Source organism: Ewingella sp. C233 (assembly GCF_055407225.1).
Window position 1 is genome coordinate 386899 of the sequence record NZ_JBUZRI010000001.1, and the last position, 19144, is coordinate 406042.

Annotated in this window: 18 protein-coding genes; 10 read left to right on the plus strand and 8 right to left on the minus strand. The window is 53.3% G+C overall.

Annotated features, from left to right (window positions below):
- Positions 1-16: 16 nt before the first annotated feature.
- The 4 genes from ppk1 to purM all read right to left on the minus strand — a co-directional run bounded on the left by ppk1 (position 17) and on the right by purM (position 4895).
- Positions 17-2101 carry a polyphosphate kinase 1 gene (gene ppk1, locus ACZRKO_RS01835; protein WP_463735572.1) on the minus strand — a complete coding sequence of 695 codons (2085 nt, stop codon included), beginning with the start codon at positions 2099-2101 and terminating at the stop codon, positions 17-19.
- 303 nt (positions 2102-2404) lie between these two features.
- Positions 2405-2980: a spermidine N1-acetyltransferase gene (gene speG, locus ACZRKO_RS01840; RefSeq protein ID WP_463735573.1), complete on the minus strand. Its 576-nt coding sequence runs from the start codon at positions 2978-2980 to the stop codon at positions 2405-2407.
- Between the two features lie 214 nt (positions 2981-3194).
- On the minus strand, positions 3195-3833 hold the full coding sequence (purN, locus tag ACZRKO_RS01845; protein WP_463735574.1) for a phosphoribosylglycinamide formyltransferase: 639 nt from the start codon (positions 3831-3833) through the stop codon (positions 3195-3197).
- 24 nt (positions 3834-3857) lie between these two features.
- Positions 3858-4895, minus strand: coding sequence for a phosphoribosylformylglycinamidine cyclo-ligase (gene purM, locus ACZRKO_RS01850; protein ID WP_463735575.1), 1038 nt, complete (start codon positions 4893-4895; stop codon positions 3858-3860).
- Between the two features lie 234 nt (positions 4896-5129).
- Here purM and upp point away from each other — a divergent pair, with 234 nt between their 5' ends.
- The 3 genes from upp to hda all read left to right on the plus strand — a co-directional run bounded on the left by upp (position 5130) and on the right by hda (position 8046).
- On the plus strand, positions 5130-5756 hold the full coding sequence (gene upp / locus ACZRKO_RS01855) for a uracil phosphoribosyltransferase (RefSeq protein WP_463735576.1): 627 nt from the start codon (positions 5130-5132) through the stop codon (positions 5754-5756).
- Between the two features lie 90 nt (positions 5757-5846).
- Positions 5847-7139 carry a uracil permease gene (gene uraA, locus ACZRKO_RS01860; RefSeq protein WP_463735577.1) on the plus strand — a complete coding sequence of 431 codons (1293 nt, stop codon included), beginning with the start codon at positions 5847-5849 and terminating at the stop codon, positions 7137-7139.
- 199 nt (positions 7140-7338) lie between these two features.
- Positions 7339-8046 (plus strand): DnaA inactivator Hda, encoded by a 708-nt coding sequence (gene hda / locus ACZRKO_RS01865; protein ID WP_463735578.1) that lies wholly within the window; start codon positions 7339-7341, stop codon positions 8044-8046.
- A 24-nt stretch (positions 8047-8070) separates the two neighbouring features.
- Here hda and arsC read toward each other — a convergent pair whose 3' ends face one another.
- Together arsC and bepA are read right to left on the minus strand one after the other, a co-directional pair.
- The gene (gene arsC, locus ACZRKO_RS01870) at positions 8071-8430 is read right to left on the minus strand and encodes an arsenate reductase (glutaredoxin) (protein WP_463735579.1); all 360 of its coding nucleotides are present in this window, start codon (positions 8428-8430) and stop codon (positions 8071-8073) included.
- A gap of 27 nt (positions 8431-8457) precedes the next feature.
- On the minus strand, positions 8458-9978 hold the full coding sequence (bepA, locus tag ACZRKO_RS01875) for a beta-barrel assembly-enhancing protease (RefSeq protein ID WP_463735580.1): 1521 nt from the start codon (positions 9976-9978) through the stop codon (positions 8458-8460).
- Between the two features lie 276 nt (positions 9979-10254).
- Here bepA and ACZRKO_RS01880 point away from each other — a divergent pair, with 276 nt between their 5' ends.
- Positions 10255-11319 carry an AI-2E family transporter gene (locus ACZRKO_RS01880; RefSeq protein ID WP_463735581.1) on the plus strand — a complete coding sequence of 355 codons (1065 nt, stop codon included), beginning with the start codon at positions 10255-10257 and terminating at the stop codon, positions 11317-11319.
- Positions 11320-11399: 80 nt separating this feature from the next.
- Here the strand turns inward: ACZRKO_RS01880 and bcp are convergent, their stop codons facing one another.
- Positions 11400-11867, minus strand: coding sequence for a thioredoxin-dependent thiol peroxidase (bcp, locus tag ACZRKO_RS01885; RefSeq protein WP_463735582.1), 468 nt, complete (start codon positions 11865-11867; stop codon positions 11400-11402).
- 12 nt (positions 11868-11879) lie between these two features.
- On the minus strand, positions 11880-12458 hold the full coding sequence (locus ACZRKO_RS01890) for a glycine cleavage system transcriptional repressor (RefSeq protein WP_463735583.1): 579 nt from the start codon (positions 12456-12458) through the stop codon (positions 11880-11882).
- A gap of 127 nt (positions 12459-12585) precedes the next feature.
- Here ACZRKO_RS01890 and dapA point away from each other — a divergent pair, with 127 nt between their 5' ends.
- The 6 genes from dapA to ACZRKO_RS01920 all read left to right on the plus strand — a co-directional run bounded on the left by dapA (position 12586) and on the right by ACZRKO_RS01920 (position 19113).
- Positions 12586-13467 carry a 4-hydroxy-tetrahydrodipicolinate synthase gene (dapA, locus tag ACZRKO_RS01895; RefSeq protein WP_463735584.1) on the plus strand — a complete coding sequence of 294 codons (882 nt, stop codon included), beginning with the start codon at positions 12586-12588 and terminating at the stop codon, positions 13465-13467.
- A gap of 16 nt (positions 13468-13483) precedes the next feature.
- A complete protein-coding gene (gene bamC / locus ACZRKO_RS01900) occupies positions 13484-14554 on the plus strand; it encodes an outer membrane protein assembly factor BamC (RefSeq protein ID WP_463735585.1) in 1071 nt (356 codons plus the stop codon).
- A 96-nt stretch (positions 14555-14650) separates the two neighbouring features.
- Complete coding sequence (gene purC / locus ACZRKO_RS01905) at positions 14651-15364, plus strand: phosphoribosylaminoimidazolesuccinocarboxamide synthase (RefSeq protein ID WP_463735586.1); 714 nt, start codon at positions 14651-14653, stop codon at positions 15362-15364.
- Positions 15365-15590: 226 nt separating this feature from the next.
- On the plus strand, positions 15591-16475 hold the full coding sequence (gene ypfJ / locus ACZRKO_RS01910) for a KPN_02809 family neutral zinc metallopeptidase (protein WP_463735587.1): 885 nt from the start codon (positions 15591-15593) through the stop codon (positions 16473-16475).
- 123 nt (positions 16476-16598) lie between these two features.
- The gene (locus ACZRKO_RS01915) at positions 16599-17051 is read left to right on the plus strand and encodes a DUF441 domain-containing protein (RefSeq protein ID WP_463735588.1); all 453 of its coding nucleotides are present in this window, start codon (positions 16599-16601) and stop codon (positions 17049-17051) included.
- Positions 17052-17055: 4 nt separating this feature from the next.
- Complete coding sequence (locus ACZRKO_RS01920; protein ID WP_463737440.1) at positions 17056-19113, plus strand: tRNA(Met) cytidine acetyltransferase TmcA; 2058 nt, start codon at positions 17056-17058, stop codon at positions 19111-19113.
- Positions 19114-19144 lie beyond the last annotated feature (31 nt).

The following is a 19144-nucleotide window of genomic DNA, read 5'->3' on the forward strand; positions in this document are numbered from 1 at the left end:
GTGGTGCTCCAAAGTGTCAGGCCTGATCTTTTTGCTGTTTGTTATTACCGTACTCAAACGTTTTCAGATAGTCGTAGATAGCTAATTGCGCGCGCACCTTACGACGATTTCCGCGTGGAACATAACGATTACTGAGATCTTTATCAATATATCTGGCTTTCACCGTATCGTTGAACAGCAACTCCAGGATATCCAGCACGCGTTGTTTGAGTTTGGGATCCAATAGCGCTACCGCCACTTCGATACGGTAATCAATGTTACGGGTCATCCAGTCGGCAGAGGACAGGAATACTTTTTTATCCCCTCCGTTTTCAAATACATATACCCGGTCATGTTCCAAATAGCGGTCAACAATACTGGTTACCTGAATGTTTTCGCTTACCCCCGGCAGGTCCGGTACCAGCGAGCACATTCCGCGGATCAGCAGGCGGATTTTCACCCCGACGTTTGAGGCAGCATAAAGACGGTCAATCAGGCCCTTATCCACCAGGTTATTGATTTTTAGCGAGATTGCGCCTTTGATACCGGCTTGCGCATTGGCAATCTCCTGATCGATCAATCCATAGAGCATGCTTCTGGAGTTCTGCGGTGACACCATCAGATGTTCGAAGGTAACTGGCCGGTATGGGTTTTCAATAAAATTGAAGACCCGGCGAACTTCATTGGTGATGCGGCTGTCGGCGGTCAGCAAGGAATAGTCGGTGTAAAGGCGGGCTGTTTTCTCGTTGAAATTGCCGGTCCCTATATGAGCATAGCGGACAATTTCGTCACCTTCGCGGCGTGAGATAAGAAACAATTTGGCGTGAATTTTCAGACCAGGGGCCGAGAAGATTACATGCACACCGGCCTCGGTCAGACGCTTGGCCCAATGGATATTGGCCTCTTCATCGAAACGCGCCTGCAATTCAACCACGACGGTGACTTTTTTACCGTTATGGGCGGCGTGGATCATCGATTCAATGATGCGCGAGTCTTTCGCCACGCGGTAAATATTGATTTTAATCGACAGGACGTTCGGGTCGAACGATGCCTGACGCAGCAGTTCGAGCACGTGCTCAAAAGTGTAATACGGGTAGTACAGCAGAACGTCCTGCTCGCGGATCGCAGCAAAGCCGTTGCGGAATTTGTCGAACCACAGATGGCGCAGGCGCGGCAACGGGCGGTTCACCAGATTGGCTTTCCCGACATTCGGGAAACCAATGAAATCTTTGAAGTTGTGGTAACGCCCGCCGGGGATCACTGAATCGTAGTTGGAGATACCGAGTTTTTCGCGCAGTAGCTCCACCATGTCATCCGGCATATCACGCTGATAGACAAACCGCACCGGTTCTGCCGTTAAGCGTTGTTTGAGGCTGGAGGACATCAGTTCCAGCAGGCTCGATTCCATTTCGGTGACCAGATCATATTCGGCGTCACGGGTCATTTTCATCGAATAAGCATTGAGCGTGTCGTAATCAAAGAAGCCTTTGAAGATATCATCCAGACAATAGCGCAGGATGTTATCTAAGAGAATCATGGGCTTACGGCGGCGTGGCGCTTCCGGGGGAAGATTAACAAAGCGCGGTACTTTGTCTGATGGAATTTCCAGCAGCGCGTAGTGGATCTCCTCACCGCGGATAATTTCGACCGCCAGATAGGTGTAATCGTCTTTGAGGAACTGCACCAGATTGGTGTCGCGGTTAATCAGAATCGGGGTGATGAACTGGCGTAAATGGTGTTTAAAGTACTGGCGCAGCCAGTTTTGCTGATTTTCAGAAACCTGGCGCTCGTTGATCAGGAATATCTGGTTACGTGCCATCTCCAGCAGCAGGTCGTTGTAGAGACCGTCAAACTCCTGATCTATTTGCAGGACTTTGGCCTGAATTTTTTTCAACAAATGGCGTGATGCGCCAATGAATCCCTGTTCTTCGCTGATTAAGATCCGGCGCTTCAGATCGGCAAAGCGGACTTTGTAAAACTCATCCAGATTATTGGAATAGATGCCCAAAAATCTCATGCGTTCAATCAGGGGATTGCTCTTGTCTGCTGCTTCCTGCAACACGCGTTCATTGAAGGACAGCCAGCTCAGTTCTTTTTCTATGTATAGCTTTTCCTGACCCATTTAAACCCCATTCATTTATACCCGTCACACTTCAATTTGCAGGCGTGTTGGCTTTACCTGCAATGTTCTCGACATATCTCTGATGGAAATCTCGGAGAGAGAGGGGCTTAGTGTCTATGAACAATATTGCGAAAGATTGACAGGAATGTCCAACATAAAGCAGAGGTTTGAGAAGATGGATAAAAATGCTCTGGAAAAGAAGGGGAAAGGGACGAGAAAAGTCTTACGGGTGAACAGGTTAAATCCTGTTCACCCGTATTTTCTCAACTATTCGCAAGAGACGGAAGCTGAGATTTTATGGGTTTACACTACGCCTGCGCCGATGGGATCAACGCGTTTGGCTTCAGCCGGTTTGGTTTTGTACTTCGCCAAAAATTGCGGCTGGAAAATACACATCCGGATGGCGCTGCGATATTCCCCGTTAACGAAGAACTCCTGCTTCAATTCCCCTTCGAGCTCGAATCCTAATTTGCTGTAAATATGGATCGCCTTTTTGTTCTCTTTATCGACGATTAAATAGAGCTTATAGAGGTTAAGAACTGAGAAGGCGTAGTCCATCGCCAGCCTGACGGCGTCACCGGCAAAGCCTTTACCCTGATGGGACGGGTCGATGATGATTTGGAATTCCGCACGGCGGTGGATGTGGTTGATTTCCACCAACTCGACCAGGCCAACCGGCCCACCTTCAAATTCAATGATAAAGCGGCGTTCGCTCTGGTCGTGAATATGTTTGTGGTAGAGGTCAGTCAGTTCGACAAAGGCTTCATAAGGCTCTTCGAACCAATAACGCATAATGCTGGCGTTGTTATCGAGGCGGTGTACAAACGTCAGATCGTCTTTTTCCAGTGGACGTAATCGGACGCGGGTATTGCTAGACATAAATTTTTCCCGAAAGGTCGTTTTATTCGGATACTTTTTAGAAACTAGGCTCTTTAAAACAGTCCTGTTTTAAGAAAAGGTGGGTACACAAACGACATTAAAACGTGTACCAACTGGATCATTATAGCGGTGAGCATGTAAACAAACGTAAACGAATTAAAACAAAAAACCGGCACGTGGCCGGTTTGTAGTGAAATCATCGCTATAATCCGGTTTAATCTGCTGCGTAACCCTGCTCCGGCAAAGGATTTCCATCGAGAAACGCCTGACCGTTTTTTAGCTCTAAGCGGCCATCCACAAACCAGCTGATCACCAGCGGATAGATGCTGTGTTCCTGCGTTTGCACGCGCTCTATCAAGTCCTGCTCGGTGTCATCGCTAAATACCGGGACCCTGGCCTGTAAAATAACCGGTCCGCCGTCGAGCTGCTCTGTCACAAAGTGAACCGAGGTGCCGTGTGCTTCATCTTGATTTTCAATCGCCTGACGGTGAGTGTGTAAACCGGGATATTTTGGCAGCAGGGAAGGGTGGATATTCAGCATCCGGCCCGCGAACCGCTGGACGAAGTCGGCGCTGAGAATACGCATGTAACCGGCCAGAACCACCAGATCGGGGTTGTAAGCATCGATGGCATCAGCCAGAGCGACGTCAAACGCCGCTCGGTCTGCATAGGATTTCACATCAAGCGCGTGTGCCGGAATATTGGCTGATTGGGCACGCTCCAGTCCGAACGCTGACGCTTTATTACTGAAGACGGCGCTGAGTTTCGCATAAACTCGTCCCTGCTGGCAGGCATCGATCAGCGCCTGGAGATTACTCCCTTCGCCGGACACCAGAACCACAATCCTTTTCATCTCAACACCCATCTTTAGCCAAAGTTACTTAATGATAACGCGTTCTGCAGAGTCAGACTCTTTAATCCTGCCGATTTTCCACGCTTTTTCACCGTTGGCATTGAGCAGGGCAACGGCCTCGTCTGCCCGTTCGGCAGGCAATGCAACCAACATACCGACGCCACAGTTGAAAGTGCGGTACATTTCGTGACGGCTGACGTTACCGGTGGTTTGCAGCCAGGTAAAGACGTCCGGCCACTGCCAGCTGGCTTCATCAATGATGACCTGAGTGTTTTCCGGCAGAACACGCGGAATATTTTCCCAGAAGCCGCCACCGGTCAGGTGAACGATGCCGTGAACGTCGACAGTTTCGATCAGCTTGAGGATGGATTTTACGTAAATTTTGGTCGGTGCCAGCAGGTGATCGGCCAGAGATTTGCCCGCCAGATCGGTGGTTTCCGGATTGGTGTTGCTGACTTCCAGAATTTTGCGCACCAGCGAATAGCCGTTGGAATGCGGGCCGCTGGCGGCCAGGGCAATCACTACGTCACCGTCAGCCACTTTACTGCCGTCGATAATTTCTGATTTTTCGACCACGCCGACGCAAAAACCGGCCACGTCGTAATCTTCGCCGTGATACATACCCGGCATTTCAGCGGTCTCACCACCCACTAACGCGCAACCAGACTGCTTACAGCCTTCGGCGATACCGGTGATAACACTGGCGGCGATGTCGACGTCGAGTTTACCGGTGGCGTAATAGTCGAGGAAGAACAGCGGTTCTGCACCCTGAACAATCAGATCATTGACACACATGGCGACCAGATCAATGCCGATGGTGTCGTGGCGTTTCAGGTCCATCGCCAGACGCAGCTTGGTGCCAACGCCGTCGGTTCCCGAAACCAGCACAGGTTCACGATATTTTTGCGGTAGCGCGCACAGGGCGCCAAAACCACCCAATCCACCCATCACTTCCGGACGACGAGTCTGTTTAACTACACCTTTGATACGGTCTACCAATGCGTTGCCGGCATCGATATCCACACCTGCGTCTTTATAGCTGAGAGAGGTTTTGTCGGTCACTGCGAAATCCCCACGACGGTTTGCGGTTGGTGGTTGAAATGAAGCGCGGCAATTCTAACAGCCCAGGCAAACGTTTGCGAGGAGCTTGTGCGGTGTGTTGATCATTCTCCTGACTATACTCTTTATCAGTATTCTATTGATGCCGATCAAGTTAATCGCGGTGGCGTTCAAAAAAAAAGGCGTTATAATCTCGCGATTTTTTTTTGCAGCTCAACCACCTTAGGAGAATAAAAAATGAAGATCGTCGAGGTGAAACACCCGCTGGTGAGACACAAGCTGGGCCTGATGCGTGAAAATGACATCAGCACGAAACGTTTTCGCGAACTGGCTTCTGAGGTGGGAAGTCTGCTGACGTATGAAGCGACCGCTGATTTAGAAACTGAGAAAGTGACTATCGAAGGCTGGTGCGGTCCGGTTGAAATCGACCAGATCAAGGGCAAGAAAATTACCGTTGTGCCGATCCTGCGTGCAGGTCTGGGTATGATGGAAGGTGTACTGGAGCACGTGCCAAGCGCACGCATCAGCGTGGTCGGCGTCTATCGCGATGAAGAAACCCTGCAGCCTGTGCCGTACTTCCAGAAACTGGTTTCCAATATCGAAGAACGTCTGGCGCTGGTGGTTGACCCGATGCTGGCGACCGGTGGTTCTATGATTGCTACCATCGACCTGCTGAAAAAAGCCGGCTGCCAGAGCATTAAAGTGCTGGTGCTGGTGGCTGCACCAGAAGGCATCGCCGCGCTGGAGAAAGCGCATCCTGACGTTGAGCTCTACACCGCCTCTATCGACCACGGACTTAACGAGCACGGCTACATCATGCCGGGGCTCGGGGATGCGGGCGATAAGATATTTGGTACGAAATAAGCAGCAAGCAATAGCCGACTGAGAAGTCGGCTTTTTTTTGAATTTTTTTTACTGGTCATACTTCAACATCACTTCACAGAGGATCAATCCATGACCCGTCGTGTCATCGGGGTAAGCGAGCGCCTGCCGCTCCTGCAAACTATCCCCCTGAGCTTGCAGCACCTGTTCGCCATGTTTGGCGCCACGGTGCTGGTGCCTATTTTGTTCAAAATCAATCCGGCCACAGTGTTGCTGTTCAACGGCATTGGCACCTTATTGTATCTCTACATCTGTAAAGGCAAAATCCCGGCCTATCTGGGATCGAGTTTTGCCTTTATCTCGCCGGTACTGCTGCTGTTGCCGATGGGTTATGAAGCGGCGCTCGGCGGATTTATCGTCTGCGGATTGCTGTTTTGTCTCGTAGCGCTGATTGTGAAAAAAGCCGGTATCGGCTGGATCAACGTGATGTTCCCACCGGCGGCGATGGGCGCGATTGTGGCCGTTATCGGACTGGAGCTGGCGGGCGTAGCGGCCAACATGGCCGGGCTGTTACCGGCTGACGGCGTGTCGGTGGATTCCACCACCATCACCATTTCGATGGTGACGCTCGGCGTTACCGTGCTCGGGTCGGTGCTGTTCCGCGGTTTCCTGGCCATCATCCCGATTTTGATCGGCGTGCTGGTCGGTTATACGTTGTCGTTCTTTATGGGCGTGGTCGATACCACACCCATCGCGCAGGCACACTGGTTTGCATTGCCGACCTTCTACACTCCGCGCTTCGAATGGGTAGCGATCCTGACCATTCTGCCTGCGGCGCTGGTGGTGATCGCCGAGCATGTCGGCCATCTGGTGGTAACGGCCAACATTGTGAAAAAAGATCTGCTGAAAGACCCCGGCCTGCATCGCTCTATGCTGGCGAACGGATTGTCCACGGTATTATCAGGTTTCTTCGGCTCAACGCCCAATACCACCTATGGCGAAAACATCGGCGTCATGGCCATCACCAAGGTGTACAGCACCTGGGTGATCGGCGGTGCGGCCATTCTGGCTATTATGCTCTCCTGCGTCGGTAAGCTGGCGGCGGCGATTCAGGCCGTGCCTGTGCCGGTGATGGGCGGTGTGTCCCTGCTGCTCTACGGGGTGATTGGCGCATCAGGCATCCGTGTGCTGATTGAATCCAAAGTGGATTACAACAAAGCGCAGAACCTGATCCTGACCGCGGTGATTTTGATCATTGGCGTCAGTGGCGCGAAAATTCACATCGGCGCGGCTGAGCTGAAAGGCATGGCGCTGGCGACCATCGTGGGTATCTTCCTCAGCCTGCTGTTTAAAGTGATCGAAATGGTGCGCGGCGAAGAAGAGATCATCGACATTGAGGACGAGCGGGAAAATCCGCCAGTCTGATCCTGATGCACGAAACCCCGCCGCAGAGGATCACGCTGCGGCGGTTCGTTCGGTTAGCAAGCGGTTGTACGGCACGCAGTTCAATTCCGGCTGGATCTTATGCTAGAATTCTGGCCGTACATATCCGTTTAGATAACAGCTGAGATAACAACTTTTTGTTGATAACAACATTCGCGGTTTTCATGCCGTATTGGTTGAGGTGCTTCTGAATACGCCGGCACAACTTTCCCTGCCACTCTATCTTCCTGATGATGAAACTTTTGCCAGTTTTTATTCGGGTGAGAACCCCTCTCTGCTCTCTGCGATTCAGACGGCGCTGCATCAGGAGCATGGCACCTATATCTATTTCTGGTCACGTGAAGGCGGTGGTCGCAGCCACTTGCTGCACGCGGCCTGTGCGGAGCTTTCTCAACGCGGTGAGGCCGTCGGTTATGTGCCGCTGGATAAGAGGGCTTATTTTGTTCCGGAAGTGCTGGACGGCATGGAGCATCTGGCGCTGGTTTGCATTGACAACATCGAAGGCATTGCCGGGGATGATGAGTGGGAAGCGGCGGTGTTCCATCTGTATAACCGTATTTTGGAAACCGGCCGTACGCGGCTGTTTATCACCGGCGATCGCCCGCCGCGCCAGCTGAATCTCAGCCTGCCGGATCTTGCTTCACGGTTAGACTGGGGGCAAATCTACAAACTTCAGCCATTGTCCGACGAAGAAAAACTTCAGGCACTCCAGCTGCGGGCGAAACTGCGCGGTTTTGAACTGCCGGAAGACGTCGGGCGCTTCCTGTTGAAGCGTCTGGATCGCGAGATGCGCACGTTATTTACCACGCTGGATCAGCTGGATCGGGCGTCGATCACGGCGCAGCGCAAACTCACTATTCCCTTCGTAAAAGATATTCTCAGCCTGTAGCGTCAGCCACAGGCTTTCCCGCGTTTACAAAATATCCAGCACCTGCTCTGGCGGACGGCCCAGACGCGCTTTGCCCTTAGCCAGCACGATCGGGCGTTCTATCAGGCGTGGATGATCGGACAGCGCCTGCAGCAATTGCTGCTCGTTCATCGCCGGATCGGCCAGATTCAGCTCTTTGTAAATCTCTTCGCCTTTGCGCATCAGTTCACGCGCTGAACTGAATCCCAGCTTGCTGACCAGTTCTTTCAGCGTGTCAGGTGAGGGTGGCGTTTCCAGATACAAGATCACGTCAGGCTTCAGCCCTTTATTTTCCAGTAACTTCAGCGTTTCACGGCTCTTGCTGCAGCGTGGATTGTGGTAAATCGCGACATCATGATGTGGCATGTTCATCTCCTCTGATTCCTGAAAGGCTTAACCTTTCTGATATTGACGGAAACGCCTTTGCAACTGGCGTAACTGATCAATGCGTGCGTCGTAGCGGGCCTGTTCCAGACTGCCCAATTTTTGCAGCGCGCTGGCGTTGCTCAACAGTTCAATCGCCTGATCCAGACGGCCGACCAGCGCCATGCTTTCGGCACGTGCTGCCAGTTCCTGAGCACGCAGACCCTGAGCAGCATTGGCCTGAGACAATAAATCCCAGCCATTGGGATCATTAGGGTATGTGAAAGTATAGCGGTTGAGGATGCGGCTGGCGTTAGCGGGCTGGCCGCCTTCTACGTAGGCATTAGCCAGGTTGAGCAACAGCACCGGATTTTTACTGGTCTCTGCGTTGGCTTTTTCCAGCCGGGCGATGGCCTGTGGCGTATGTTTCTGGTCAATGTCGACGTCGGTGGAGAGATCGAGAAGCCAGTCGTTATCCGGATCTTTCGCCAGTAATGGGTCCAGAATAGCGCGTGCCTGTTCGAATTTTTTGGCTTTATAGAATTGCAGCGCCTGCCCGTATTTTGCCGCTAACTGCTCGCGAATATTGCCGTTACTCAACTGGTGCAGATAGTCATCACTCAGCGGATAGGATTCCGAACCGTACATGCCCAGGATTCGCACCTTGGCTAACAGGAAACTCTGCGACGAATGCACCGTCGGATGAGACATCTGGTTAGCGCGGTTGCGGATATCAGCCAGGCGGCTGTCAGGCAGGGGGTGCGTCAGCAACATTTCCGGCGGCTTGCTCGAGTAACTCGACAGGTCCGCTAATTTTTGCAGGAAAGCGGGCATTGCCTGCGGGTCAAAACCGGCGCGCTGCAATACCTGAATGCCTATACGGTCAGCTTCCTGCTCGTTACCTTGCGTAAAGCTGATCATATTCTGCTGGGTTCCGGCGAGGGTACCGGTCAGCGCGGCCATACCGGCCTGCGGGCTGGCCATTGCCAGCAGAATAGAACCGAGGGCACCCACCCAAGTCAGCGGGGCGCTCTTTTGTTGATCTTCCATCGCACGCGCCAGATGGCGCTGGGTTACGTGCGAGATTTCGTGCGCCATGACCGAGGCCAGCTGGCTCTCATTGTCGGTGTAGCGGAACAGGGCGGAGTGCAGCACCACGTTGCCGCCAAAGAAGGCGAAGGCGTTCAGTTCATCATTATTGACGATGAAAAAGTGGAAAGGTGTTCTCACTGAGTAAGCGCTCGCCACCAGCCGCTGACCGAGTTCATTGATGTAATTATTAAGCAGAGGATCGTTAATCAGTGGTGTGCTGGCGCGCATCTGACGAACGTAGAAATCGCCCATCTGCATTTCCTGAGCGATACTCAGCGTGCCCCCGGCCGTGGTGCCCATATCAGGTAACTGATCGGCGATCACCGGTTTGTTTGGATTGGAGGACGCAATGGGCGTAGTCCAGTAACTGCTGTCATCCGCGAAGGCGGGCGCCAGTGTCCCTGTCAACAGGGTGCCCATCAACAGGGCGGTCAGCGTTTTGTTAAACCGCATTGCCATAATTAAGCCATTCCCAATGAATAGTTGATCACTCTGACGTAAACAGCCATAAGAGTTCTTCTTCCGTGAAACGGACTCCAGTACACTCTTGCGCAGGCACATTCTTTGCTATTTTTCTGATACTTAATAGTAGCTATGTCAGAAAATGTTGAAGTACTTAATCGTCACCCTCTGTGACAACAGATTCAGTAAAAAGTTACTCTATCTCTGGAGCAGGGACGCAGGCAAACTCTGTGCTGACCCGTTACACATGGATCTTAACAGGAGCGATATCCGATGTTAGAGATGTTATTACAATGGTACCGCCGACGTTTCACCGATCCACAGGCCATCGCCCTTTTGGCGATTCTGGTCGCAGGTTTTTGTATCCTCTATTTCCTCAACGGTATTCTCGCCCCGCTACTGGTCGCGATTGTACTGGCCTATTTGCTCGAATGGCCGGTAGCCAGGCTGCAACATCTGGGGTTGTCCCGCACGCTGGCGACCAGTGTCGTGCTGCTGATCTTTGCCGGTGTCGTGATGCTGGCGGTGTTTGTTATCGCGCCGGTCACCTGGCAGCAGGGCATCAACCTGATGGCTGACTTGCCCAGTATGCTTAACCGCTTTTACGATTTTGCCGCCACCCTGCCGAAGCGTTATCCTGCGCTGGTGGATGCCGGGATCATCGATATGATGGCCGAAAATCTGCGCGCCAAGCTTTCGGGCGTGGGTGACAATCTGGTGAAATTCTCACTCGCGTCACTGGTGGGCCTGTTGACGCTGGCGATTTACCTGATTCTGGTGCCGATGATGGTGTTTTTCCTGCTCAAAGACAAAGAGCAGATGCTCAGCGCGGTTCGCCGCGTGTTGCCGCGTGACCGCGGACTGGCGGGGCTGGTCTGGCAGGAGATGAACCAGCAAATCACCAATTACATCCGTGGCAAAGTGCTGGAGATGATTATTGTTGGCGTGGCGACCTATCTGGTGTTCTTCATTATGGATATGCGCTACTCGCTGCTGCTGGCGGTGCTGGTCGGCCTGTCGGTGCTGATCCCGTACATCGGCGCCATGCTGGTGACCATTCCGGTGGTGGTGGTGGCGCTGTTCCAGTGGGGCATGGGCGCAGACTTCTGGACGCTGTTTGTGGCGTATCTGGTCGTGCAGGGGCTAGATGGCAACGTGATTGTCCCACTGCTGTTCTCGGAGGCGGTGAATTTACACCCGCTGGTGATTATTCTTTCCGTGGTGATCTTCGGCGGGTTGTGGGGATTCTGGGGCGTGTTCTTTGCGATCCCGCTGGCAACGCTGGTCAAAGCCGTAGTACATGTCTGGCCTGATGAACTGCTCAACGAGACGCCTTAGGGCGTCATTTTGGTCAGCTGGAACAAATAAAAAAAGCGCATCTGCGCTTTTTTTTCATCTCATGCATTGGTCGCTAAGGCTTATTTCTCGTTGAGATAAGCCATGACGATGTCGTGGTGATTGCTGGTTTTGAAATCGTCGAACACTTTCTCAACCTTGCCGTTACCATCAAGCAGGAAACTGATGCGGTGGATGCCGTCATAGGTTTTACCCATGAAGCTTTTCTCGCCCCAGACACCAAACTGTTCGCAGACCTTGTGATCTTCGTCGGACAATAGCGTGAAGTTCAGCAGCTCTTTTTCAGCAAATTTAGACAGCTTTTCTGGTTTATCGGTGCTGATCCCCAGCACTTCTACACCGGCTTCTTTCAACTGGTCCATATTGTCACGCAGACCGCAGGCCTGAACGGTACAACCGGGTGTCATGGCCTTCGGGTAGAAATAGACCAGGACTCGTTGTCCCTGGAAGTCGGCCAGACTAATCTGTTCGCCGTCCTGATCGGGCAAACTAAATTGCGGCGCAGGATCACCGGCTTTCAGTGGGCTCATTTTATATCTCCGTCAATTGTCTTCATGCTGAGTGTTGCTCACGACATTAATACTGCCTTGCGCATTCAGTTCTGTACATAGCTGATGGAAAGCTTGTTCAATAATTGTTGCGTCGGTGTTAGCAGGGCTGTGGGCGGTGATCTGTATAGACAACTGCGCCGGATTAACGCCATCGGCCGAGCGGGTTTTCGAGGCCAGCTCGGCGATGTTCATCTGATGTGTATCAAACAGGTCGGTAAAACGCTCTATCAGATGCGGTGAATCTTTGACTTCAACCTTGACCCACACGGTGGCAGGCATTGGCGGGCGTTCGTGGGCGCTGGTGCGTTTCATCACGATCAACAGCTCAAGTTCTGCGCCTTTTTGCGGCAGGGTGGACTCAATCAGGGTGATGGCGTTCCAGCTACCGGAGAGAAACATGATAAAAGTGAACTCGTCACCGAGCATCGCCAGACGGCTGTCTTCAATATTACAACCGCAACTGCTGACCTGACGGGTAATGGTGTTCACGATACCGGGGCGGTCAGCACCTAATGCGGTGATAACAAGATAGTGTTGTTGTGGCTGCGGCAAAATTGCTCTTCCTGTCATGCTTGGGAGTATTCCCAAGGTAAACATAAAAAAAACCGCCGGACAAGCGCTTACAACACGTTGATTGCTTGCTTTTGCAGTGGTGTCAAAAGTACCATGAGTGACCTGTTTGTGGAGGGGAAGGTCAATGTTTACGGGAAGTATTGTTGCACTGGTTACGCCGATGGACGACAAAGGTGCCGTCGATCGCGCGAGTTTAAAAAAACTGATTGATTATCATGTGTCCAGTGGTACTGCGGCGATCGTTTCCGTAGGCACAACCGGTGAGTCAGCGACATTAACGCATGACGAACACGGTGACGTGGTCATGCAAACGCTGGAACTGTCCGACGGACGCATTCCGATTATTGCCGGAACCGGTGCTAATTCCACCGCGGAAGCGATTTCTCTCACCCAACGCTTTGAAAATACAGGTGTTGTTGGCTGTCTTACCGTCACGCCTTATTATAACCGCCCGACTCAGGAAGGTCTGTTCCAGCATTTTAAAGCCATCGCTGAACACACGTCTCTGCCGCAAATTCTCTATAACGTGCCTTCACGTACCGGCTGCGACATGCTGCCGCCAACCGTGGCGCGTTTAGCAAAAATAAAGAATATTGTTGCTCTTAAAGAAGCAACAGGGAACTTAAGTCGTGTTAGCCAGATCCAAGTGCTGGTTGATGATGAAGACTTCATTTTGCTGAGCGGCGATGACGCCAGCGGTTTGGACTTCATGCAACTCGGCGGCAAAGGGGTTATTTCCGTGACGGCCAACGTGGCAGCACGTGAAATGGCACAACTTTGTGAGCTGGCCGCGCAGGGCAATTTTGCCGAAGCGCGTCGCTTAAATCAGCGCTTGATGCCGTTGCATCAGCATTTGTTTGTAGAAGCAAACCCAATCCCGGTGAAATGGGCCTGTAAGGCACTGGGGTTGATGGCAACCGATACACTGCGTCTGCCTATGACGCCGTTAACAGATGCTGCCCGTCCGGTAGTGGAAAACGCATTAAAAAGCGCCGGTTTGCTGTAACTCTTAGGGAGATTTGATGGCCTGTTCATTAGTTCAAAAAACCAGATTGCAAAAGTCCATGATCGCGAAAGTAGTGGGTGTATCCCTCATTATGTTGTTAGCGGCATGTTCCAGCGATCAGCGCTATAAACGTCAGGTAAGCGGCGATGAAGCCTACCTTGACGCGCCTCCTGTCAAAGAGCTGAAAGCGCCTGCCGGGATGATTCTGCCGCTGCAAAACGGTACTTATGATATTCCTGCTGGCGAGCTTAAAGGCAACGTGGGCAAACAACTGGATATTCGTCCGCCAATGCAGCCACTGGCGCTGCTTAACGGTTCGCGTACCCAGTTTACCGGCGACAGCGGCACCGTCTTGCTGGAAAATACCCCGCAAAACCGTGACCTGTGGAATAACGTAGTCAAAGCCGTTCAGCAAAATAACTTCAAAATTGCCAGCCGCGACGATGCCAACCAGACCTTGTCCACCGACATGGTTGACTGGAATCGTGCTGATGAAGACTTCCAGTATCAGGGCCGTTACCAGATCAGCGTTCAGCAGCAGAGCTACCAGTTAGCGCTGACTGTGAAAACGCTTGAGCTGAAACAACAGGATAAAGCGGTCACTGCGCCGGCTGAGATCCAGCGTTACAACAGCCAGATGCTGAACTCCATCACCGGTAGCCTCGACAAAGTTCAGCAGGATGCGCAAGCCCGTCTCGATAACCGCAAAGTCGGCGAAATTGACGTGCAGAGCGGCGCGGATGACACCGGTTTAGCGGTACTGATTGTGCGTTCAAGTTATGGCGTAGTGTGGGATCGTCTGCCTAATGCCCTGGCGAAAGCTGGCATGAAAGTGACCGACAGCAGCCGTCCGCAAGGTACGTTGTCTGTGACCTACAAACCGTTGAGCGACGACGCGTGGGATACCCTAGGGGCGAAAGATCCGGGTCTGTCATCCGGTGATTACAAACTTCAGGTCGGCGATCTCGACAACCGCAGTAGCTTGCAGTTCCTTGATCCTAAAGGACATGCGCTCAGCCAGTCGCAGAACGACGCGATGGTGACGGTCATGCAGGCCGCGTTCAACCAGAGCAGCGCTGCGAAGTAAGACGTTATCAGAAAGGGGCTTCGGCCCCTTTTTACATACTTTTTTTTTATCGAATGATGTTGCAAGTTTTACCACTACATATTGGAGTAACTTAAGATGCAAAAGTTAGCTGAGTTGTATCGCGGAAAGGCGAAAACCGTCTTCACCACCGAAGACCCAGACCTGCTGGTGTTGGAGTTCCGCAATGATACGTCAGCACTGGATGGTCAGCGCATTGAGCAATTCGACCGTAAGGGCATGGTTAACAACAAGTTTAACCACTTCATCATGGCTAAGCTGGAAGAAGCCGGTATTCCTACACAAATGGAACGTCTGTTGTCTGACACCGAAGTGCTGGTGAAGAAACTGGATATGGTCCCGGTTGAATGCGTTATCCGTAACCGTGCTGCGGGTTCGCTGGTAAAGCGTTTGGGTATTGAAGAAGGTCTGGAACTCAATCCACCGTTGTTTGATCTGTTCCTGAAAAATGACGCGATGCATGACCCGATGATCAACGAGTCTTACTGCAAGACCTTTGGTTGGGTGAACGAAGAGCATCTGGCGCGCATGAAAGAGCTGAGCTACAAAGCCAACGACGTACTGAGCAAACTGTTTGACGATGCGGGCCTGATCCTGGTCGACTTCAAACTGGAATTCGGTCTGTTCAACGGTGAAGTAGTGCTGGGCGATGAGTTCTCTCCTGATGGCAGCCGTTTGTGGGACAAGAAAACCCTCAACAAAATGGACAAAGATCGCTACCGCCAGAGTCTGGGTGGCCTGATCGAAGCCTATGAAGAAGTCGCTCACCGTATTGGTGTAAAGCTGGACTGATCGGTACCTGATTTTTTTAGGCAGAATACGCAATCGTTTACGCGGCTTTAAACGCGCCCTTTTCAGTGAAACGGACGGTCATTTGATCGTCCGTTTTTTATTTCTTGCCATTTATTCGGCGGTTTTCATTCTCTTTATGCTCATGTGCACTAAAATTGCCGCGTAGAGTCCATGGTATTTACCGAACTCATTATCTAGTCTTAAGAAAACAGCGGGAGATGAACATATGCGTTGGCAAGGGCGTCGTGAAAGCGACAACGTAGAAGACAGGCGCGGGCAAAGTTCTGGTGGCGGGCCGGGTGGCTTAGGCGGGGGCGGAATGCGTCTGCCTATTCGCGGTAAAAGCGGTATCGTGATCATTATTGTGGTGCTGGTGGCCGGTTACTACGGTGTGGATCTCACGCCGCTGATTGACGGCGGGCAATCCGGCGGTACGCAGCAGACGCAGACGCGCGCTCAGTCGATAAGTCCGAAGGATGATGAGCAGGCCAAATTTACCTCAGTGGTTCTTGCGTCGACTGAAGATACCTGGAAAGAGATCTTCCGACGTCAGGGGCAGACCTATGTTGACCCTAAACTGGTGATGTACCGTGGGTCAACCCGTACAGGCTGCGGCACCGGCCAGTCCGTCATGGGGCCGTTTTACTGCCCGGCGGACAGTACCGTGTATATCGATCTCTCCTTTTACCAGGAGTTGAAAGACAAGCTTGGCGCAGGCGGCGACTTTGCGCAGGCCTATGTCATTGCGCATGAAGTCGGTCACCACGTGCAGCATCTGATGGGCATCGATACTAAAGTGCGTCAAATGCAGCAGGGCGCTTCGCAAACCGTTGTCAATCAGTTGTCAGTGAAGATGGAATTGCAGGCCGACTGCTTCGCCGGTGTTTGGGGGCACAGCCAGCAGCAGCAGAACATGCTGGAAGAGGGGGACCTGAAAGAGGCGCTCGACGCCGCGCAGGCCATCGGCGATGACCGTCTGCAACAGCGGGGGCAGGGCCGTGTTGTGCCGGACAGCTTTACGCACGGCACGTCGCAGCAACGCTATACGTGGTTCAAACGTGGCTTCGACGGCGGGGATCCTAACCAGTGCAACACCTTTGCCAGCCGATAATTCCCTGTCAGTTCTGACCATTCACCGCTGGTCTGTCTGAAGAAACTGTTCAATAATCACCGTTCGATCCAGAGAGGCCTGCGGGCCTCTCTTTTCTTACTTTATTGAAGCGCAGGGATAGCCATGGCCTTTCTCGATCCTACTCTTTTGATTTTACTGGTCTTCGCCGGTCTGGGGATCATCAGTAACAACAGTGCCGTTACCATCGCGATGTTTTTCCTTCTCACCGTCCGCATCACGCCGCTTAACCAGTTTTTCCCCTGGATAGAACGTTACGGCCTGACCATTGGCATCATTGTTCTGACGATTGGCGTCATGGCACCGATTGCCAGCGGGAAGATCAGCGCCAGCACTATTGTGCACTCGTTTATGCACTGGAAATCCATTCTGGCCATTGTGGTCGGCGTGCTGGTGTCGTGGCTGGGCGGCCGTGGGCTAACGCTAATGGGATCTCAGCCTCATCTGGTGGCCGGTCTGCTGGTTGGCACCGTGCTGGGCGTAGCGCTGTTCAAGGGTGTACCTGTCGGGCCGCTGATTGCCGCCGGTCTGCTCTCGTTAATGGTGGGGAAAACCTAACGTGATGCAACCCGCTCTCGTACTGAAAGCCTCCCTGCAACATCAGATGCAACAACTGGGTGTGCGCCGCCTGCTGGTGTTCAGCGGTGAAGCGCATTGGTGTGCAGAGCAGGCGGCCGCGTTCAGTGACGGGTTGAATGGCGACTGGCTATGGGTCAGTGACACACCGCCGCTATGGGCTGAGTCAGTCACCTTCTCTGCGGTTCACACCCTGCTGGGACAGGAAAAGCTGCACGGCGTTTTTGATGCGCGGCTTGGCATGAATACAGAAGCGTTGGCCGCTTTCGCCGGTACGCTGCGCGCCGGAAGTTGGCTGGTTTTACTGATACCGCCATGGCAGCCGTGGCCGTGGTTACCTGATGTCGACAGTCTGCGCTGGAGCGAACAGCCCGAGCCTATCCCGACGCCAAACTTCATCCGTCGTTTTCAGCAATCACTGGAGCAGGATCCTGCCTGCATTATCTGGCGTCAGCATCAGGCTTGCGTGTTTGCGCCGTTGCCGCCAGCCACTGACTGGATGCCGCCGGACGGTCAGCCGACACCACAACAGCAGCAAATTTTGTCCCGCTTACTGGATGCCAAAGACGGTATTTGGGTGCTGACTGCCGCGCGTGGCCGGGGGAAATCCACCCTGGCGGGCATGTTAGTCGCGAAGTGGCCGGGAACCTGCTGGGTGACTGCGCCTGCAAAAGCGGCGGCACAGCAACTTTGCGATCAAAGTCTGGGGAAAGCACAATTCTGGTCGCCCGATGCGCTGCTGGAATATTGTGAAAATCATGCTGTCAGCGGTATCGACTGGCTGCTGATCGACGAAGCAGCCGCCATTCCGACGCCGCTATTAGCAAAACTTGTGGCCTGTTTCCCGCGCGTTCTGCTGACCACCACGGTACAGGGCTATGAAGGCACCGGACGGGGGTTTGTTCTCAAATTCTGTGCATCACTCCCGCAGTGGCATGACCTGCGTCTAAACGCGCCGATCCGCTGGTCTGCGGCCGATCCGCTCGAACCTTTTCTTGACCACCTGCTGTTGTTTAATGACTCACCGGCTCTGGCCCTTCAGCCTGAAAGTGACGTTCAGATGTGCACGATAGACGGTACACAATGGCTGGCAGAACCCGACCAGTTGGCCGGTTTCTACGGCCTGCTGACCAGCGCACATTACCGGACTTCACCACTGGATTTGCGCCGTCTGCTTGATGCGCCCGGCAGTACTTTTGCCGCCGCCTTGTGGCAGGGCAACATGGCGGGAGCGGTCTGGCTGGTGGATGAAGGTGGGTTAAGCGAGGCGCTGGCCCATGAAGTTTGGGCCGGAAGACGGCGCCCGCGTGGCAATCTGGTGGCGCAATCTTTGGCGGCCCACGGCGGGCAGGGGAACGCACCTGTGCTGCGCTCTCGCCGCGTCAGCCGCATTGCGGTTCAGCCCGCGATGCGCCGCCGGGGGATTGCGCACACGTTGCTGGCGCAACAGGCCGGGCTGGCAAGGTCGCAGGGGCTGGATTTTCTGTCAGTCAGTTTTGGTTATACCCCTGAGTTGAACGCGTTGTGGCAGCGCGCCGGTTACAAACTGGTGCGCATTGGCAGCCAGCGCGAAGCCAGCAGCGGTTGCTTCGCCGCGATGGCGGTGCTGCCGCTGACCGAAGCAGGGAATGCCATGTGCGACGCCGCCGCACAGCAACTGGCGCGTGACGGGTTCTGGTTGCAACGTCTGATCCCACTGAATTTACCTCTGCCGGTCAGCGATGACGCGACCCTGACCGAGGCCGACTGGCAGGAACTGGCCGGTTTTGCCTTTGCCCATCGGGCGCTGGAAAGCAGCTATGCGGCGTTGCAGCGGCTGCTATTGCACAGCGAACTTCCGCTGACGGCGCTGCGCAGCTACCTTCAGCAGGGGCTCACTGCCGCGCAGTGTGCCGAAAACCTGAACCTGAGTGGCCGTAAAGCCCTGCTGCGTCGCTGGCGGGAAGAAACTGCGCTGGCGCTGGAAACCCTCGACGCCACGCTTTGTCAGCGATGGCAGCAATTCACATTACCGCGCGGTATAGTGGCGGGAGAACGGCGTTAAACGGCGCACCCTCTTTTGAATCATTCAGGAA

Bases quoted from the DNA above. Each gene is read 5' to 3' on its own strand.
- ppk1 (WP_463735572.1), bottom strand. From the start codon at position 2,101: ATGGGTCAGGAAAAGCTATACATAGAAAAAGAACTGAGCTGGCTGTCC.
- speG (WP_463735573.1), bottom strand. From the start codon at position 2,980: ATGTCTAGCAATACCCGCGTCCGATTACGTCCACTGGAAAAAGACGAT.
- purN (WP_463735574.1), bottom strand. From the start codon at position 3,833: ATGAAAAGGATTGTGGTTCTGGTGTCCGGCGAAGGGAGTAATCTCCAG.
- upp (WP_463735576.1), top strand. From the start codon at position 5,130: ATGAAGATCGTCGAGGTGAAACACCCGCTGGTGAGACACAAGCTGGGC.
- uraA (WP_463735577.1), top strand. From the start codon at position 5,847: ATGACCCGTCGTGTCATCGGGGTAAGCGAGCGCCTGCCGCTCCTGCAA.
- arsC (WP_463735579.1), bottom strand. From the start codon at position 8,430: ATGCCACATCATGATGTCGCGATTTACCACAATCCACGCTGCAGCAAG.
- bepA (WP_463735580.1), bottom strand. From the start codon at position 9,978: ATGGCAATGCGGTTTAACAAAACGCTGACCGCCCTGTTGATGGGCACC.
- ACZRKO_RS01880 (WP_463735581.1), top strand. From the start codon at position 10,255: ATGTTAGAGATGTTATTACAATGGTACCGCCGACGTTTCACCGATCCA.
- bcp (WP_463735582.1), bottom strand. From the start codon at position 11,867: ATGAGCCCACTGAAAGCCGGTGATCCTGCGCCGCAATTTAGTTTGCCC.
- ACZRKO_RS01890 (WP_463735583.1), bottom strand. From the start codon at position 12,458: ATGACAGGAAGAGCAATTTTGCCGCAGCCACAACAACACTATCTTGTT.
- dapA (WP_463735584.1), top strand. From the start codon at position 12,586: ATGTTTACGGGAAGTATTGTTGCACTGGTTACGCCGATGGACGACAAA.
- bamC (WP_463735585.1), top strand. From the start codon at position 13,484: ATGGCCTGTTCATTAGTTCAAAAAACCAGATTGCAAAAGTCCATGATC.
- purC (WP_463735586.1), top strand. From the start codon at position 14,651: ATGCAAAAGTTAGCTGAGTTGTATCGCGGAAAGGCGAAAACCGTCTTC.
- ypfJ (WP_463735587.1), top strand. From the start codon at position 15,591: ATGCGTTGGCAAGGGCGTCGTGAAAGCGACAACGTAGAAGACAGGCGC.
- ACZRKO_RS01915 (WP_463735588.1), top strand. From the start codon at position 16,599: ATGGCCTTTCTCGATCCTACTCTTTTGATTTTACTGGTCTTCGCCGGT.
- ACZRKO_RS01920 (WP_463737440.1), top strand. From the start codon at position 17,056: ATGCAACCCGCTCTCGTACTGAAAGCCTCCCTGCAACATCAGATGCAA.